Origin of the sequence: Horticoccus luteus, assembly GCF_019464535.1 — a bacterium.
Taxonomy (GTDB): Bacteria; Verrucomicrobiota; Verrucomicrobiia; order Opitutales; family Opitutaceae; genus Horticoccus; species Horticoccus luteus.
On the sequence record NZ_CP080507.1, the window covers coordinates 3,567,317 to 3,582,163 of the forward strand.

Consider the following 14,847-nt stretch of genomic DNA (forward strand, 5'->3'; position numbering starts at 1 on the left):
CAATACAAGCCAATCTGCGCCGTGCGACCCATCGTCGGCCCGACCCTGTCACACGACGCTGAAAACCGACGCCCCGCACGGAACCGTGCGCGCGATTTTGCCCGCCGCTTCGCTCGATTCAGCGCGGAAACAATCGTTGCAGCGCGTCGAGACTCTTCAACGGCGCCTTCTTCCCCGCATCAACTGGCACGACGCGCGGCACCGGCGGCGGCGTTCCCTTGCTCGTCTTCGCCGCGCCTGCATTCACGGCTTTCCCACCCGGCGCCACTCCGCTCTCCTGCAACGCCCGCTGCACTTTCACCACCGACACCGGCTCCGCCGTGCCCAGTTCCTGCGCAAACAAACTCACGCGCAACTCCTCCACGAGCCACCGCACCGGATCTTCACGACTCCGCTTCGCCACCGCTGCCACGAGCGGCGCCAGCTCCTTCGCCCGCTCCGCATCCTTCGCCGGATTTTTCCGCCAGCGCTCCGCGCGCAGCGTCATGCCTTTCAAATAGCGCGGGAAATTTTCCAGCCGCGGAAACTCCGTGTGCCGCAGAAAGTCCGCCGGCACCAGTTGCTCCAGTTCCGCCGCGAGTCCCGCGTAAGGCTGCGGATGCACCAGCAGCGCCTGCCGCAATGTCAGGATCTCCCGCAGCAACGCCACCAGGCGCGGAACCCCCCCCTGCAAATCCGCCCTCGCCTGCCGCAACGTCGCCGCAAACCCTTCCTCCGTCAGCCGCGGCGGCGTCCGCTCGATCAACCACCGCCGCAGCGCCAGAAACGCATCCGCCTGCAACGCCTCCGCCGGCGCGATCGACGCCACCAGCGCACCCAACTCCCGCAACCGCCGCAAATCTCGTTCCAGCCAGCCGAGGTCGCGACTCAACGCGTCCTCCAGCAATCGCGACACGCCACGGCGCGTCTCCCGCTCCGCCTCTTCCGCCGCGCGAAACAGCCGCAGCGCCACGCCGTCCGCCTCCGCGCGCAAACCCGGAAACGCATAAATCGCCACGCCCGCCTGGTCGCCGATCTGCACGCGGTCCGGCACCGCGCCAAAGGCCCACGTCGCCTGCGCCGGCTTCTCCCAGCGCGCCCGCGCGCGCCGCCACACCTCCGGCTCCTGCTGGGCCGCGTTCGCGCCCGCCGCGGGTGCGGGCTGTTTCAAAGCCGCGCGCACCTCCGCCAGTTCGCGGCTGCTCGCCAGTTCGCGCCCCGTGTCGTCATGCACCCGCAACCGCACGCGCAAATGCTCGGGCGGCGGTTTGTCGCTCCAAAAATCCGGCGCCACGCGCACGTTAAAACGCTCCGCCAGCACAGCCGCGAGTGCCTCGGGCAACGTCTCCCGCCGATCTGTCAACCGATCGCGTTGCGCCACCTGCTCCGACACGCTGCGCACCGTATCCGCAAACGGAATCAACACGCGACGCACGTCCTTCGGCAGCACGCCCAAGTAATGCTCCACCTTCGCCGCCAGATGTCCCGGCACCGCCCAGTCGAGGGCCGCGGGCGTGAGTGCCGCCGCATCGCGCGCATGGACGTCGAGCGTCACGCCATCGTCGGGCTGCCCCGGCTTGTAGGTGTAGGCCAGCGGCAGCACTTGATTCGTCAACGGCAGCACCGCCGGAAACTCCGCCGCATCGTGTTGCAACGTCTCCGGATCGCGCAGATCGGCGAGCTCCATCATCAAAAACCGCGGCTCCGTCGCCTGCCGCCGCCGCACCAAATCCACCAGCTCAGCCACGCTGCTGACCCCTTGTTGCGCCGCCCGAACTGTAGGCGGGGTGCCCTCACCCCACTGCTCCCGCTCCACCGCGTCCCCCCGCAATCGCTCCGCGTAAAACCGATAAAACGCCTCGTCGAGATTCAAAAAACTGCTGTCGCGTGTGCGCGTGAGACTCGTCTCGACTTGCTCGCGCAACGCCCGGTTGTGCGCGATGAAATCCAGCGGCCACGTGATCGTGTCGTTCACCAAACCTTCGCGAATGAAAATCTCCGTCGCCCGCACCGGGTCGATCCGCCCGAAACTCACCGCGCGCACATCAAGCTCGAGCCCGTAGAGCCGCGAACGCTGTTTCACCATCACGCGCCCCTTCTCCTCGTTCCAAAACGGTTCGCTGTGCGACTGCTTGATCAGGTGCGACGCCAGCTCCAGCACCCACGCCGGGTCGAGCCGCGCACACGTGCGCGCAAACAACCGCGATGTCTCCACGACCTCCGCCGCCATGATCCACGCCGGCGGTTTCGCCGCCCGCTTCGCCTTCGCCTCGCCGCCCCCGGGCGCCTTCTTCGTGTCGCCACGGTTCGCCAGCACCGAGCCGGGAAACAACGTCACCCGCCGGTCGTGCGTCGCCTTGTAGATCCGGTTGTCCTCGTCGTAATACGCGATGTTGCCGAGCAACCCCGCGAGCACGCTGCGGTGGATCGCGCGATACGCCGGCGTCCCCCACGCCAGCGGATCCTTTCCCCGCTCGCGGTCTGCACCTCTCAGCGGAAGCCGTGTGGCTTTCGTCTCCTTGCCGCCCTCGCCCGCGGGCGCCACCGGCATGCCATCGGCCACCGAACTCATCCGCAAATTCGCACGCTCGCGCAGCACATCCGCCAATTGCGCATGCACGTCCCGCCACTCGCGCATCCGCGTGTAACTGAGAAAATGCTCCCGGCAAAACCGCCGCAGTTTGCTCTGCGCCATCGTCTCGAACTCGCCGTGATACGCCTCCCAGATGTTGAGCAACGTGAGAAAATCCGAATCGCCGTGCCGGAACCGCCGGTGCGCCGCGTCGGCCGCCGCCTGCTTCTCCAGCGGACGTTCCCGCGGATCCTGAATCGAAAGGCCCGCCGCGATCACCAGCACTTCGCGCAGACACTTCTCCGTGCGCGCCTGCAAAATCATGCGACCGACCGTCGGATCCACCGGCAACCGCGCCAGCTCCCGCCCGATCGCCGTCAGTTCCCGCGTGCCGCTCCCTCCGCCATTTCCACTCGCCGAGCTAGATGTAGGGCGGGTGCCTTCACCCGTCAGAAGCCTTCCGTGCGGCGGATCCTCCGCGCCCGCCTTCCTCGCGTCGCGCGCCCGTGCGTCTCCGCCGTCCGCCGCGGCTGCGCCCTCCTCCGCCAGCGCGCCCAGCTCCTCGAGTAACGCGTAACCGGAGCGGATCGCCTTCGTCGCCGGCGGATTGATGAACGGAAACCGCTCGATGTCGCCGAGGCCAAACGCCTTCAGCCGCAGAATCACGTCCGCCAGATTCGCGCGCTGAATTTCCGGCTGCGTAAAGCGCGGGCGTTCCAAAAAATCCGCCTCCGAGTAGAGCCGCACGCACACGCCTTCTGCCACGCGGCCCGCGCGGCCCTTGCGTTGATCCGCGCTCGATTGCGCCACGGGCTCGATCGGCAGCCGCCGCGTGCGCGCCTGCGGGGAATACCGGCTCAGGCGCGCCAGCCCCGTGTCCACCACGAACCGGATGCCCGGAATCGTCAGCGAGGTCTCCGCGATGTTCGTCGCGACGATGATCTTTCGCTTCGGCACCGGTGCGAACACTCGCTGTTGCTCCGCGTTCGTCAGTCGCCCGAAAAGCGGCACGAGCTCGCACCCGCGTCCCAGCGCTCCGTCGAGCGCCTCGCAGGTTTCGCGAATATCGCGCTCGCTCGGCATGAACACCAACACATCGCCCGCCGTGCTGTCGTCGACGATCCGCCGCACCGCCTCCACCGCGCCGTCGATGTAATGCAACGCCTCCGCCCGGTGGGCCGCGCGCGCGCCCGCATCCTCCGCTCCCGGCTGCTCCTCCGAAAAATCCCCGCCCAACGCGTCGAGCGGCGCGTAAATCACCTCCACGGGATACGTCCGCCCCGACACCTCGATCACCGGCGCCCCGTCAAACGCCTCGCTGAACATCTGCGTGTCGATCGTCGCCGACGTGATGATGATCTTCAGCTCCGGCCGCTTGAAACGCAGCGTGCGCAAATGCCCCAGCAGAAAATCGATGTTGAGCGAACGCTCGTGCGCCTCGTCGATGATGATCGTGTCGTAGGCGCGCAGCAACGGATCGCCCTGCACTTCCGCGAGCAGCATGCCGTCGGTGAGAAACTTGATCACCGTCTCGCGCGACGTCTGGTCGGCAAAGCGGATCTTGCAGCCCACCTCGCGGCCCCACGCCACGTTAAGCTCCTCCGCCACCCGCTTCGACACCGAGAGCGCCGCCACCCGCCGCGGCTGCGTGCAGGCGATCCGCCCCTGCGTGCCGCGGCCCGCGGCGAGACACAGTTTCGGAATCTGCGTGGTTTTGCCCGAACCCGTTTCCCCCGCGAGAATCAACACCTGCTGTTCCTGCAACGTGGCCACAATTTCCTCCGCCCGCGCGCTGATGGGCAGCTCGGGCGGAAAATCGAGGCGGAACGGAAAAGACGTTGGAGGATTCGGCGGCACGCAGCTCGGGATTGGTCAGCGTCAAGAAGCGAAGTGCAGCTTGCGAACGCAAGCGAGCGTGGCATGCAAACAGGTTCTCATGGTGAAGACGCCTCCGCTGCTGCCCGTCGAAGTTCTCTCCCGCGTCTTGCGAACCGCGCGGGTCAATGGCGCCAGCGTGCTGGTCATCGCCGGCGGCCTCGCACTGCTCTCCGCCGCGATTCGCGATGAATTTGGCACCATGGTGGGCCTCCTCGTCGCTGCCGCCGGGGCGATCGAGCTCCACGGAGCCGGCCTGCTCCGGCAGGGCGAGTCGCGCGGCTGCAACTGGCTCGTCGCGAGCCAGTTTTATCTGCTCTTCGTCATTTTCGCCTACGCCGCGTGGCAGATCACGCATCCGGTCAGCGACATCGTCTGGCACCTTGTGCTTACGCCGCAGGTGAAGGACCAGCTTGAGGCCCAAGGCACGAGCGTGCCGGATGCCATTCGTCTCCTCCGGCAAGTCTACATCGCCGCCTACGTGCTGCTGGCCGTGCTGACGTTTTTCTACCAAGGCGGCATGGCGCTTTTCTACAGCCGCCGCCGCCGCGCGATCGAAACGGCCCTCCACGATGCCTTTTGAAATCACCGTCGCCCTCCTCGCCCGCCCATGTAGGCGGGGCGCCCTCACCCCGCTCGTGTAGTTGGAATCGCCTCACTCCGCTCCGTTGACTTCCGTCGCCGTCATGCCGGCCTATCTCGCCTTTCTCCGAGCCGTTAATGTTGGGGGCACCGGCAAGCTCCCGATGGCGGAGTTGCGCACCTGGCTCACGCACCTCGGCTTGGCCGACGTGCGCACCGTTCTGCAAAGTGGCAACGCCCTCTTCCGCGCCGGCTCCACTTCCCCTGAGAAACTGGAGCAACGCCTCACCGCCGCGGCGGCCAAAGACCTCGGCCTGAAAACCACTTTTTTCGTGCGCACCGTCCCTGCGTGGTCGCAAGTGATCGCGCGGAATCCGTTTCCTTCTGAAGCGACGAGCGACCCCGCGCATCTCGTCGTGCTGCTCCTGGAAAACGCTCCCGCCGCCGCGCAAGTCAAGGCGTTGCAAACCGCGATCTCCGGCCGCGAGCAAGTGCGTGCGCATGGCCGGCAGGCGTATGTTTTCTATCCCGATGGCATCGGCGAATCGAAGCTCACGCTGGCCGTGATCGAAAAGCGCCTCGGCACCCGCTGCACTGGCCGCAACTGGAACACCGTCCAAAAAATGGCCGCCCTCGCCGCCAGCGCCGAATAAGATCAATCGCCCCGTCGCCGCCCGACCTGCCCACAGTCGCCCCGCGTTTGCAGTTCATTTTGCCTTCTCCAGTCACCGCCCAAAACTCCGCGCGTGCTCACGCTTCGGCCGACCAAAACGCTCGCCCGCCGGCTCGGCATCGAGCTGCCCGTCACCCCTCCGCTCGTGACCAACCGCGTGGCCGATTGGTGCGCGCACGAGTTCCGGGCGCAACGGTTCAAATACCTCATTTTCTTTAACACCGCCACGCTCTATCCCTTCGTTACCTCGGCGCGGGGTGTGACGGACGAGCACTCCTTGATCGCTCAATTTGAAAACGCCGCGCGCTTGAATCTGGAGGGCACGCTTGCCGCATCTCACTACCGACGCTGGATCGCGCCCGAACTTGGAGCCGTGCAGTGGGCCGCCATTCCCGACCGATCGATCATTGGCAGCATGAATGACCTGGTGTCCATGGCGAAGGTCTATCTCGAACGCCCCGGCGACTCCGCGATCACAGCCTCGCGTCTGATCGCCGAAGCCCCGATGGGCCTCCTCGGCATGAACTCCCCCGACCGCGCCTTTCTCACCCTCCGAGGCCCCGTGCCCGGCGGTGCCTGACGTTCGCGGCGGCATCACGCAGCATCTGCTGTCCTCAAGATTGCAACGAACGTTCGCATTCTATTCTATCGGGCCAAGTCACTCTTAAGCGACTCAACCATGGGCACCCGCTACTCCTTCACCTGTTCGCGCTGCACCTACTCGGCTGTTGTTTCCGGCGGGCCCGATGCGGGAATGCTCGCCTCCACGAGGACCATTTGCTGCGCCGATTGTCGCGCGCTCTACGACGTCTTTGTCGGTCATTTCTCGGAGCCCGACAAGGAGCCGCCGCGCTGTCCGAAACGCGCGAACCACCGCGTCACCCGCTGGCACTCCGGCGACCCCTGCCCGAGGTGCGACGAGCCCCTCCCGCAGGGCGAAGGTGTGCTGGGGTGGGACTGAATAACATTTCAGCTTTTCCGCGAACACGCGGTCATCTCTGTCCGCGTCTCCGGACAGTTTTCCTCAAACCTCGGATTGATCTCCCGCGACCTCCGTGGCGGAAAAATCTCACATCGCCGCCAGCAAGCGCCGCAGCGTTTCATCCACGAGCTTCGGGTTCGCCTTCCCTTTCGCCGCTTTCATCACCGGCCCCTTGAACGCGTTGATCGCCGAATCCTTCCCGGCCTTGAACTCCGTCAACGCCTTCGGACTCGCCGCAATTGCGTCGCGACACCACTGCTCCAACTCGCCGGCATCCGTCGGCGCGGCTTTCAATCCCCGGCGTTCCGCGATCGCGGCGGGTTCGTCGCCCGTCGCGAACATCTCTACAAAAATTTCCTTTGCGGCATTAGTCAGCACCGCCCCGGAATCGATGAGCTGCACGAGCGCCGCGACGTGCCCCGGACGCACCCGCGCGTCCGCAAGTGACCGTCCTGCGGCACTCAGTTCCCGTTGCAGGTCGTTGACGATCCAGTTGCCCGCCGCCTGCGCTTTCGCGGCACCGGCGATTTTCACCGTCTCCTCGAAGTAGGCGCTGAGCGCAGAGTCCCACACCAGCGCCGACGTGAGCGTGTAGGGCAGTTGGTAGTCCGCCATGAACCGCCGCTGTTTGTCGAAGGGCAGCTCCGGACACTCGGCGCGCAGACGCTCTTTCCAAGCGGCATCAACCTTCACCGGCATCAGGTCCGGGTCGGGGAAATAGCGGTAATCGTGCGCCTCCTCCTTCGTGCGCAACGACTGCGAAGTGCCGGTCATGCCGTCGTAATCGCGCGTCTCCTGCACGATCGTGCCGCCGCGCTCGATCACGCCGAGCTGACGCTTGATCTCGTGGGCAATGCCGTCGCGCACGAACGAAATGGAGTTCAGGTTTTTCAACTCCACTTTCGTGCCGAGCTTCGTCGTGCCGACCGGGCGGACGGAGATGTTCGCGTCGCAACGGAGTTGTCCCTTCTCCATGTCGCAGTCGGAGATGCCGCCATAAATCATCGTGGCACGCAACGAAGTGAGATAGGCGTAAGCTTCGTCCGCCGACGCCAGCGCGGGGTCGGACACGACCTCCATCAACGGCGTGCCGGCGCGGTTGTAATCGACGAGCGAATCGGTGGCGCCGTGGTTGAGTTTGCCGACATCCTCCTCGAGATGAATGCGCGTGAGCGGGATTCGCTTGTGCTCACCCATGATATTGCGCGCGGCGCCTGGCAGCTCGATTTCCACCGATCCGCCGAGGCAGATCGGCTGGTCGTATTGCGAAATCTGGTAGTTCTTGGGCGAGTCGGGATAGAAATAGTTTTTGCGGTCCCATTTGCAGACCGGCGCGATCTCGCAGCCGAGGAGCAGACCGGCCTTGATGATGGCGTCGAGCGCCGCCTTGTTCATCACCGGCAGCGCGCCCGGCAGCGCGAGCACGACGGGATCGGTGAGCGTGTTGGGCTCGTGCCCGTATCCCGCCGCCACGCGCGTAAACATCTTCGACGCCGTTTTAATCTGCACGTGGACCTCAAGTCCGATGACAGCTTCGTAGGTCATTTCAGAATGGGGGACAGGTGAGGCATAATTTCGTCACGGGGTTCACAGAGCTCGAACACAGAGATCACAGTGCCAAGCGACGGGGGCCGTGCTCCGTCAAAATCGTGGCGCGGTGAACCTCAATGGCCGCCCCAATGACCTGATCTGTCACGCGATTGATTCCCTCATTCATGGTTGGGTTCTCCGTGCACTCTGTGGCGGCGCTCTATGTCCTCTGCGCCTCAAAGACCGGGATGCTGCGAACTCCACTCGTGCGCCCGATCGTAGGCGTGCGCGATCGCGAGGAGGTTCGCTTCCTCAAGAGGTTGTCCGATCAGTTGCACGCCGATCGGCAGACCGCTGTTCGTAAAACCCGCTGGCACGCTGATCGCCGGCAGACCCGCGAGGTTCACGCCGATCGTATAAATATCGCACAAATACATCGTCAGCGGATCGCTCTTCTCCCCGCGCTTGAACGCCGGAATCGGCGACGTCGGCGTGATCAATGCATCCACCCCCTGATACGCGTTGAGAAAATCCTGCCGGATCAGGGTGCGCACCTTTTGCGCCCGCAGATAGAACGCATCGTAGTACCCACTGCTCAGCACATACGTGCCGAGCATGATCCGCCGCTTCACCTCCGCGCCAAAACCTTCCGCGCGCGACTTGAAGTAAAGATCGACCGCATCCGTCGCCGCCTTCGAACGATGCCCGTAACGCACGCCATCGAAACGCCCCAGATTCGACGACGCTTCCGCCGTCGCGATGATGTAATACGTATCCAGGCAGTAGCGCGTGTGCGGCAGCGACACTTCGCGGATCGTGCAACCCTGCGCCCGGTAAAACGCGATTGCGCGCTCCACCGCCGCACCGATTTCCGGATCCAGGCCTTCGCCGAAATATTCCTTCGGAATGCCGAGCGTCCACGGTCCGCGTCGCGCCGCCAACTCCGCTCGATAGTCCGGCACCGATTTCGGCAACGACGTCGAATCGCGTTCGTCGTGGCCCGCAACCGCACCGAGGAGAATCGCCGCATCCTCCACCGTGCGTGCCATCGGCCCGATCTGATCCAACGATGACGCATACGCCACGAGGCCGTAGCGCGACACGAGCCCATACGACGGCTTTAATCCCACCACACCGCAGAGCGCGGCCGGCTGGCGGATCGAGCCGCCCGTGTCGGAACCAAACGTCGCAATCGCTTCGCCCGCCGCGAGTGCCGCCGCACTGCCGCCCGAAGAACCGCCCGGCACGCGCGCGAGATCCCACGGATTCGCCACCGGCCCAAACGCGGAATTTTCGTTCGACGAACCCATCGCGAACTCATCGCAGTTGAGTCGCCCCCACAACACGGCGCCCGCCTTCTTCAGCCGCACGGTGGCCGTCGCATCGTAAGGCGAAACGAAATTCGCGAGCATCTTGCTCGACGCCGTGAGCGGCTGCCCTTCGACCGCGATCACGTCTTTCAATCCAATCGGAATCCCGTCGAGCGCCCCTCTCGTTTCCCCCGCCGCGCGCCGCGCATCCGCCGCCGCCGCTTGGGCCAACGCATCCGCTTCGTCGAACGAGTTGAACGCTTGCACGCGCGGCTCCACGGCCTTCGTGCGTGCGATCACCGCCTGCGTAAGCTCGACGGACGACAACGTCCCGGCCGCCAACTCCGTGGCGAGGTCCGCAATGGACCGGTGGAAAAGTTCAGCAGCCATGGCTCACTCCACGACCTTCGGGACCACGATCATGTTATCCCGCTGCGCCGGTGCGTTGCGCAACGCCTGCTCGACCGCGAGGCCCGGCCGCGCCACGTCGTCCTGCCAGACGTTGAACACCGGCGTCGCGTGCGCCATCGGTTCCACGCCCGTCACGTCGACTTGCGAGAGTTGCTCGATGTGGTGCAACACGTCGCCGAGCTGCTGGGAAAACGTCGCCTTCTCCTCCGCGCTGAGCTCCAGCCGCGCCAGTTTGGCGATGTGATCGATGTTAAGTTGAGGCGCAGACATACGAGTAACGCGTAGTGAGTAACGTCGAGCGAGAAGGCGGCAAGAGCGCGGATGCCCTGCGCCTCCCGACGCCCCACTTCATTTCATTTCCGAACCTGCCAGCCGGTCGTTGCCACCACGTCGTCCTGCAGTTTTTGAAACGCGCCGCTCACCTCGTCATCCGTCAACGTGCGTTCGGCGGACCGGAAAACGAGATTGAAGGCCAGGCTCTTCTTTCCCTCGGGCAGTCCCTTGCCTTCGTAAACATCGAACACCTGCACGCGTTCGACGACGAACGCATTGCCCACCGCAGCGCGCGCCGCTTTCACCAGCGTTTTTTGCGCTTCGGCAGCCGGCGTGGCTTGATCCACGACAAGCGCGAGGTCGCGCACCGCCGGCGGAAACAGGCTGAAATCGGCGAAGCGACGACGACCGGCGTTGGCCGCAATCCGCTCCGGCAAAATCGCGAAAATGCCCGCGTAGACTTTGCCCTCGATGCCGAGGCCGCGCACCATCGCCAGATTCAACAAACCCAAGCGCGCGGTCCAGCCGGCCGAAAGCTCCCCGGCGCTCGCGCAGTGACCTTCCTGCCAGCCGCAAAACGCGCCGTTGATCGGTGCCAGGGGCTGCCGGGCGAAATCGACGCCCGCCGCGGCCGCAAGGGCCGCCACGTGGTGTTTCGTCGTATAGAAATCCGCGGCCTCGCGCTGTGTCCAGCGCCGCTCCGCGTCTTCCGCGATGATGAAGCCCACCGCCGCGCACTCGAAATTCTGGCCGTTGTGCTCCATGAACACGCGACCGGTTTCACACAGGCGCGAGACCGCGACGCCGCGCGATTGGTTCAACTTCAGCGACTCCAGCAGACCCATGATCAACGTCGGCCGCAGGTGCGACTGGTCCTCGACAAACGGATTCGCCAGCGCGAGCTCCGCCGCCGCCGTCTGCGAAACCCACGTCGCCAGCTCCGCCGCCGGCCGCAGCGTGTAGTTCACACACTCGTGGAAATCGTGGCCGACCAGATAATCGGTCACGCGCCGGTTGAAGAGCACGACCGGATCGTCGTCGCCGACGAGGCCCGGCGCACTCACCACGGCCGGCGGAATTTTCTCGGTGCCGTGCAACCGCAGCACTTCTTCGACAAGGTCGATCGGCCGGTCGAGATCATCGCGCCAGCTCGGAATCGAAAGCGTCCACGCCGGCCCGCGATGCTCCGTCGGCTCCTCGCGCGTGACGACCAGCTCCAGCGATTCCAACGAAGCCCGCATCTCCGCGGCCGGAATATCGAAGCCCAGTTTCTCCGTGATGTAATCGTGCGTGACGACAATCTCGCGCTCCCACGGCACATCGCTGCCGACGCGGTAAACCGGTCCCACCGCCGCGCCGCCCGCCGTTTCGATCAGCAGGTCGACCGCCCGCCAAGCGGCTTCCAAAGCCGAATGCGGATCCACGCCGCGCTCGTAACGATAAGCGGAGTCCGACGACAAGCCGAGCCGGCGCGAGGTCTGGCGCACCGACTGCCGGTTGAATACCGCGCACTCGATCACGAGATCGGTCGTGTCGTCGCTCACCCCGGAATCCTGCCCACCCATGATGCCCGCGATGACCACCGGTTTTTCGGCGTCGGCGATGACGAGCATGCGGCTGGTGAGGATGCGTTCCTTGCCGTCGAGCGTGACAATCTTTTCGCCGTCGGTCGCGCGGCGGACGATGATCTCGCGGCCACTGAGTTTCTTCGCGTCAAACGCGTGCAACGGCTGCCCCGTCTCGAGCATGACGTAGTTGCCCACGTCGACGACGTTGTTGATCGGCCGCAGACCGACCGCCTTCAGGCGTTCCTGCATCCACGCCGGGCTCGGGCCGACCTTGATGCCGGTCATGATATGCGCCGTGTAGAGCGGACAATCCTCCGGCGCCTCAACGCGCACGCTGGCGAGCAGATCTTTGCGTTCGGGCACGCCTTCGAGCATCGCGCCGCGGAATTTTTCCTGCGGGTAAAGCAGCGTCGTCTCGAACCACGCCGCCAACTCCCGCGCGATGCCGAGATGCGAAAGGCAGTCGGGGCGATTGGGCGTGATCTCGATGTCGAACACCGTGTCGCCCGCCGGCAGCACATCGTTGATCGGCGTCCCTAGGGCGGGCGCTCCGGCGAGCACGAGCAAGCCCGCATGTTCGCCGCCCAGCCCGAGCTCATCCGTCGCGCACATCATGCCCTCGGACGCCTGGCCGCGGATCTTCGATTGCTTGATGACAAAATTTCCCGGCAGCACCGCCCCGGGCAAGGCCACCGGCACGCGGTGGCCGACGTCGCAATTCGGCGCGCCGCATACGATCGTCTTCACGCCGCCCGCGGGTCCGACATCGACGGTGCAGACGGAAAGCTTGTCCGCGTTGGGGTGCTTGGCGCGCGAAAGAATTTCGCCAACCACGACGGAAGGCAGCGCCGGCGCGCCGGTGGAGATGACGTTCTCGACTTCAAAGCCGAGAAAAGTGATGGCGCGGCAAATCTCGTCGACGGGAGCGTCGAACCGAACGTAGTCGCGGAGCCAGTTGAGGGAAATTTTCATCTCGAAAGCGGAAAGCAGTTAGCCACAGAGATCACAGAGCGCCGACACAGAGGTCACGGAGCAAGGCAGTTTGATGCGAACTCAACACAGGATCGAACTCTGTGCGCCCTGTGTCCGAGCTCCGTGTCCTCTGTGGCGAAGATCCGGAGTTCATCACGCGAATTGTTTGAGGAAGCGGAGGTCGTTCTGGTAAAAATAGCGGATGTCATCGATGCCGTAGAGCAGCATCGCCAGTCGCTCCAGGCCCATGCCAAACGCGTAGCCGGTCCACACCTCGGGATCGTAGCCGACGCTCGCAAACACCGCCGGATCGACCATGCCGCAGCCGCCGATCTCGATCCATTCCTTCTTCACTTTCGGCAGATGCTTCGCGCTCAGATCCACTTCAAAACTCGGCTCGGTGTAGCCGAAATAATGCGGACGAAAGCGCGTCTTCGTCTCCTTCCCCAGCAACGACGCGAAAATGTAGTCGAGCAACGCCTTCAGGTCGCGCACGGTCACGCCCTTGTCCACGTAAAGGCATTCGATCTGGTGAAAGTTCGCCGAGTGCGTGGCGTCGGTGGTGTCGCGGCGGAATGACCGGCCCGGCGACACGATGCGGATCGGCGGCGGACTTTTGAGCATCGTGCGGATTTGCACCGACGAGGTGTGTGTGCGCAGCAGATATTTCTCCTCAGGCACTTTCTTGGCGACGTTGCCGAAACGCGCGTTCGCCGGAAAATAAAACGTATCCTGGGCGTCGCGCGCCGGATGGTCGCTCGGCGTATTGAGCGCGTCGAAGCAGTAAAACTCCGTCTCCACCTCCGGGCCGTCGGCAACCGTGAAGCCGACCTTGCGCAGGATGCGGCACATCTCCTCGCGCACGAGCGTGAGCGGATGGTGGGTGCCGGGGCCGGCGTCGGGCGACGGCAGCGTGGGATCGATCGCCGGTCCGAGCTGCGCCTGCAGTTCGAGACCTTCGATCGTGCGCAACGCGCCGTCGAGCTGCTCCTGCAGGCGCGTCTTGGTTTCGTTGATGAGCTTGCCCATCGCGGGGCGCTGCTCCTTCGGCACGGTGCCCATCTGTTTCATCAACGCGGTGAGTTCGCCGTTGGGGCCGACGTAGCGGGCCTTCGCGGCCTCGAACTCCGGCCGGGTTTTCAACGTCGCGAGTTCAGGCGCGGCCTTGGCGAGAAGAGCGGAAAGTTGGTCCTGCATGAAAATGGGAGACAGATGTAAACCACCGAGGCCCGAAGAGCACAGAGAATTTCGCGGGAAGAATCTGACGCGGTGCGCTCCGTCGCGCGGGGCAAAAAAAAGGACGGGCGCCTCGTATGAAGAAGCCCGTCCTTGGAAATGAGTGACGCGAGAAAATTCCGCGCCCCACCTTGGGCGAGCCTGTCCGAGGCTCGCGTTGGTCGAATCAGGCTTTCGCTTTGGCGCCGGCCTTGGTCTTCAACGCGTCCTGGGCTTGTTGCACCAGGGCTTTGAAAGCCACCTCGTCGCGAATCGCGAGATCGCTCAGCACCTTGCGGTCGAGCTGGATGTTCGCGGCATGCAGGCCCTCGATGAAGCGGCTGTAGCTGATGCCGGCGTTGCGGCAGGCGGCATTCAGACGCACGATCCACAAGGAACGGAAGTCGCCCTTCTTCTTGCGGCGCGCCGCGTAAGCGTATTGCCACGCGTGCTGGACGGCATCTTTCGCGTAGCGATAGAGCTTTGATTTGTTGCCGAAATAGCCCTTGGCGTATTTCAGCACTTTCTTGCGGCGCTTGCGCGACGCGGGGGAGTTTGTTGCACGAGCCATGTTAGTTTATTCCTTTATTTTGTCGCCCGTGGGTCGGCTTAAAATTCACCCGCGGAACGAAGTTAACAGTAATGCGTTGAGTCGCTTACAGCCCGGTGGGCAGGCAGCGTTTCAACGGCTTCGCATGGCCTTCGGCCACGAGCTTGTCACGGGAAGCACGCCGTTTGGACTTGGTGCTTTTCGCGCCGAGCAAGTGCCGAAAACCCGGCGTGCGGCGCACGAGCTTGCCCTTGGCGGTCAGCTTGAAGCGCTTGGCGACGGACTTTTTGGTCTTTTGCATGGAGAGAGCGGTCGAAAACAGAGACCCCACCGCCCCGTGGCAAGGGCAAACTTC

11 protein-coding genes are annotated in these 14,847 nt (G+C 64.5%); 3 read left to right on the forward strand and 8 right to left on the reverse strand.

Annotation, left to right across the window (positions count from 1 at the left end):
- Window positions 1–118: 118 nt before the first annotated feature.
- The gene (locus K0B96_RS14510) at window positions 119–4,408 is read right to left on the reverse strand and encodes a DUF3418 domain-containing protein (RefSeq protein ID WP_220161601.1); all 4,290 of its coding nucleotides are present in this window, start codon (window positions 4,406–4,408) and stop codon (window positions 119–121) included.
- Window positions 4,409–4,487: 79 nt separating this feature from the next.
- On the opposite strand from K0B96_RS14510, the gene K0B96_RS14515 reads away from it, so the two are divergent.
- The 3 genes from K0B96_RS14515 (at window position 4,488) to K0B96_RS14525 (ending at window position 6,261) form a co-directional block, all read left to right on the forward strand.
- Window positions 4,488–5,009, forward strand: coding sequence for a hypothetical protein (locus K0B96_RS14515; RefSeq protein WP_220161602.1), 522 nt, complete (start codon window positions 4,488–4,490; stop codon window positions 5,007–5,009).
- 103 nt (window positions 5,010–5,112) lie between these two features.
- Entirely contained in the window at window positions 5,113–5,661 is a 549-nt protein-coding gene (locus tag K0B96_RS14520) for a DUF1697 domain-containing protein (protein ID WP_220161603.1), read from the forward strand.
- A gap of 93 nt (window positions 5,662–5,754) precedes the next feature.
- Window positions 5,755–6,261, forward strand: coding sequence for a DUF6933 domain-containing protein (locus tag K0B96_RS14525; protein ID WP_220161604.1), 507 nt, complete (start codon window positions 5,755–5,757; stop codon window positions 6,259–6,261).
- A gap of 489 nt (window positions 6,262–6,750) precedes the next feature.
- Here K0B96_RS14525 and gatB read toward each other — a convergent pair whose 3' ends face one another.
- From gatB to rpmI, 7 genes are all read right to left on the reverse strand, one after another.
- Window positions 6,751–8,208, reverse strand: a complete 1,458-nt coding sequence (gene gatB, locus K0B96_RS14530; protein WP_220161605.1) for an Asp-tRNA(Asn)/Glu-tRNA(Gln) amidotransferase subunit GatB — start codon at window positions 8,206–8,208, stop codon at window positions 6,751–6,753.
- A gap of 221 nt (window positions 8,209–8,429) precedes the next feature.
- A complete protein-coding gene (gatA, locus tag K0B96_RS14535) occupies window positions 8,430–9,893 on the reverse strand; it encodes an Asp-tRNA(Asn)/Glu-tRNA(Gln) amidotransferase subunit GatA (RefSeq protein ID WP_220161606.1) in 1,464 nt (487 codons plus the stop codon).
- 3 nt (window positions 9,894–9,896) lie between these two features.
- The gene (gene gatC, locus K0B96_RS14540) at window positions 9,897–10,184 is read right to left on the reverse strand and encodes an Asp-tRNA(Asn)/Glu-tRNA(Gln) amidotransferase subunit GatC (RefSeq protein ID WP_220161607.1); all 288 of its coding nucleotides are present in this window, start codon (window positions 10,182–10,184) and stop codon (window positions 9,897–9,899) included.
- 83 nt (window positions 10,185–10,267) lie between these two features.
- Window positions 10,268–12,727: a phenylalanine--tRNA ligase subunit beta gene (pheT, locus tag K0B96_RS14545; protein WP_220161608.1), complete on the reverse strand. Its 2,460-nt coding sequence runs from the start codon at window positions 12,725–12,727 to the stop codon at window positions 10,268–10,270.
- A 153-nt stretch (window positions 12,728–12,880) separates the two neighbouring features.
- On the reverse strand, window positions 12,881–13,924 hold the full coding sequence (gene pheS, locus K0B96_RS14550) for a phenylalanine--tRNA ligase subunit alpha (RefSeq protein ID WP_220161609.1): 1,044 nt from the start codon (window positions 13,922–13,924) through the stop codon (window positions 12,881–12,883).
- Between the two features lie 205 nt (window positions 13,925–14,129).
- Complete coding sequence (rplT, locus tag K0B96_RS14555) at window positions 14,130–14,513, reverse strand: 50S ribosomal protein L20 (RefSeq protein ID WP_220161610.1); 384 nt, start codon at window positions 14,511–14,513, stop codon at window positions 14,130–14,132.
- An 85-nt stretch (window positions 14,514–14,598) separates the two neighbouring features.
- Window positions 14,599–14,793 carry a 50S ribosomal protein L35 gene (gene rpmI / locus K0B96_RS14560; RefSeq protein ID WP_220161611.1) on the reverse strand — a complete coding sequence of 65 codons (195 nt, stop codon included), beginning with the start codon at window positions 14,791–14,793 and terminating at the stop codon, window positions 14,599–14,601.
- Window positions 14,794–14,847 lie beyond the last annotated feature (54 nt).

Coding starts and splice junctions, on each gene's coding strand:
- K0B96_RS14515 (WP_220161602.1), top strand. CDS start 4,488: ATGGTGAAGACGCCTCCGCTGCTGCCCGTCGAAGTTCTCTCCCGCGTC.
- K0B96_RS14520 (WP_220161603.1), top strand. CDS start 5,113: ATGCCGGCCTATCTCGCCTTTCTCCGAGCCGTTAATGTTGGGGGCACC.
- gatB (WP_220161605.1), bottom strand. CDS start 8,208: ATGACCTACGAAGCTGTCATCGGACTTGAGGTCCACGTGCAGATTAAA.
- gatA (WP_220161606.1), bottom strand. CDS start 9,893: ATGGCTGCTGAACTTTTCCACCGGTCCATTGCGGACCTCGCCACGGAG.
- gatC (WP_220161607.1), bottom strand. CDS start 10,184: ATGTCTGCGCCTCAACTTAACATCGATCACATCGCCAAACTGGCGCGG.
- pheT (WP_220161608.1), bottom strand. CDS start 12,727: ATGAAAATTTCCCTCAACTGGCTCCGCGACTACGTTCGGTTCGACGCT.
- pheS (WP_220161609.1), bottom strand. CDS start 13,924: ATGCAGGACCAACTTTCCGCTCTTCTCGCCAAGGCCGCGCCTGAACTC.
- rplT (WP_220161610.1), bottom strand. CDS start 14,513: ATGGCTCGTGCAACAAACTCCCCCGCGTCGCGCAAGCGCCGCAAGAAA.
- rpmI (WP_220161611.1), bottom strand. CDS start 14,793: ATGCAAAAGACCAAAAAGTCCGTCGCCAAGCGCTTCAAGCTGACCGCC.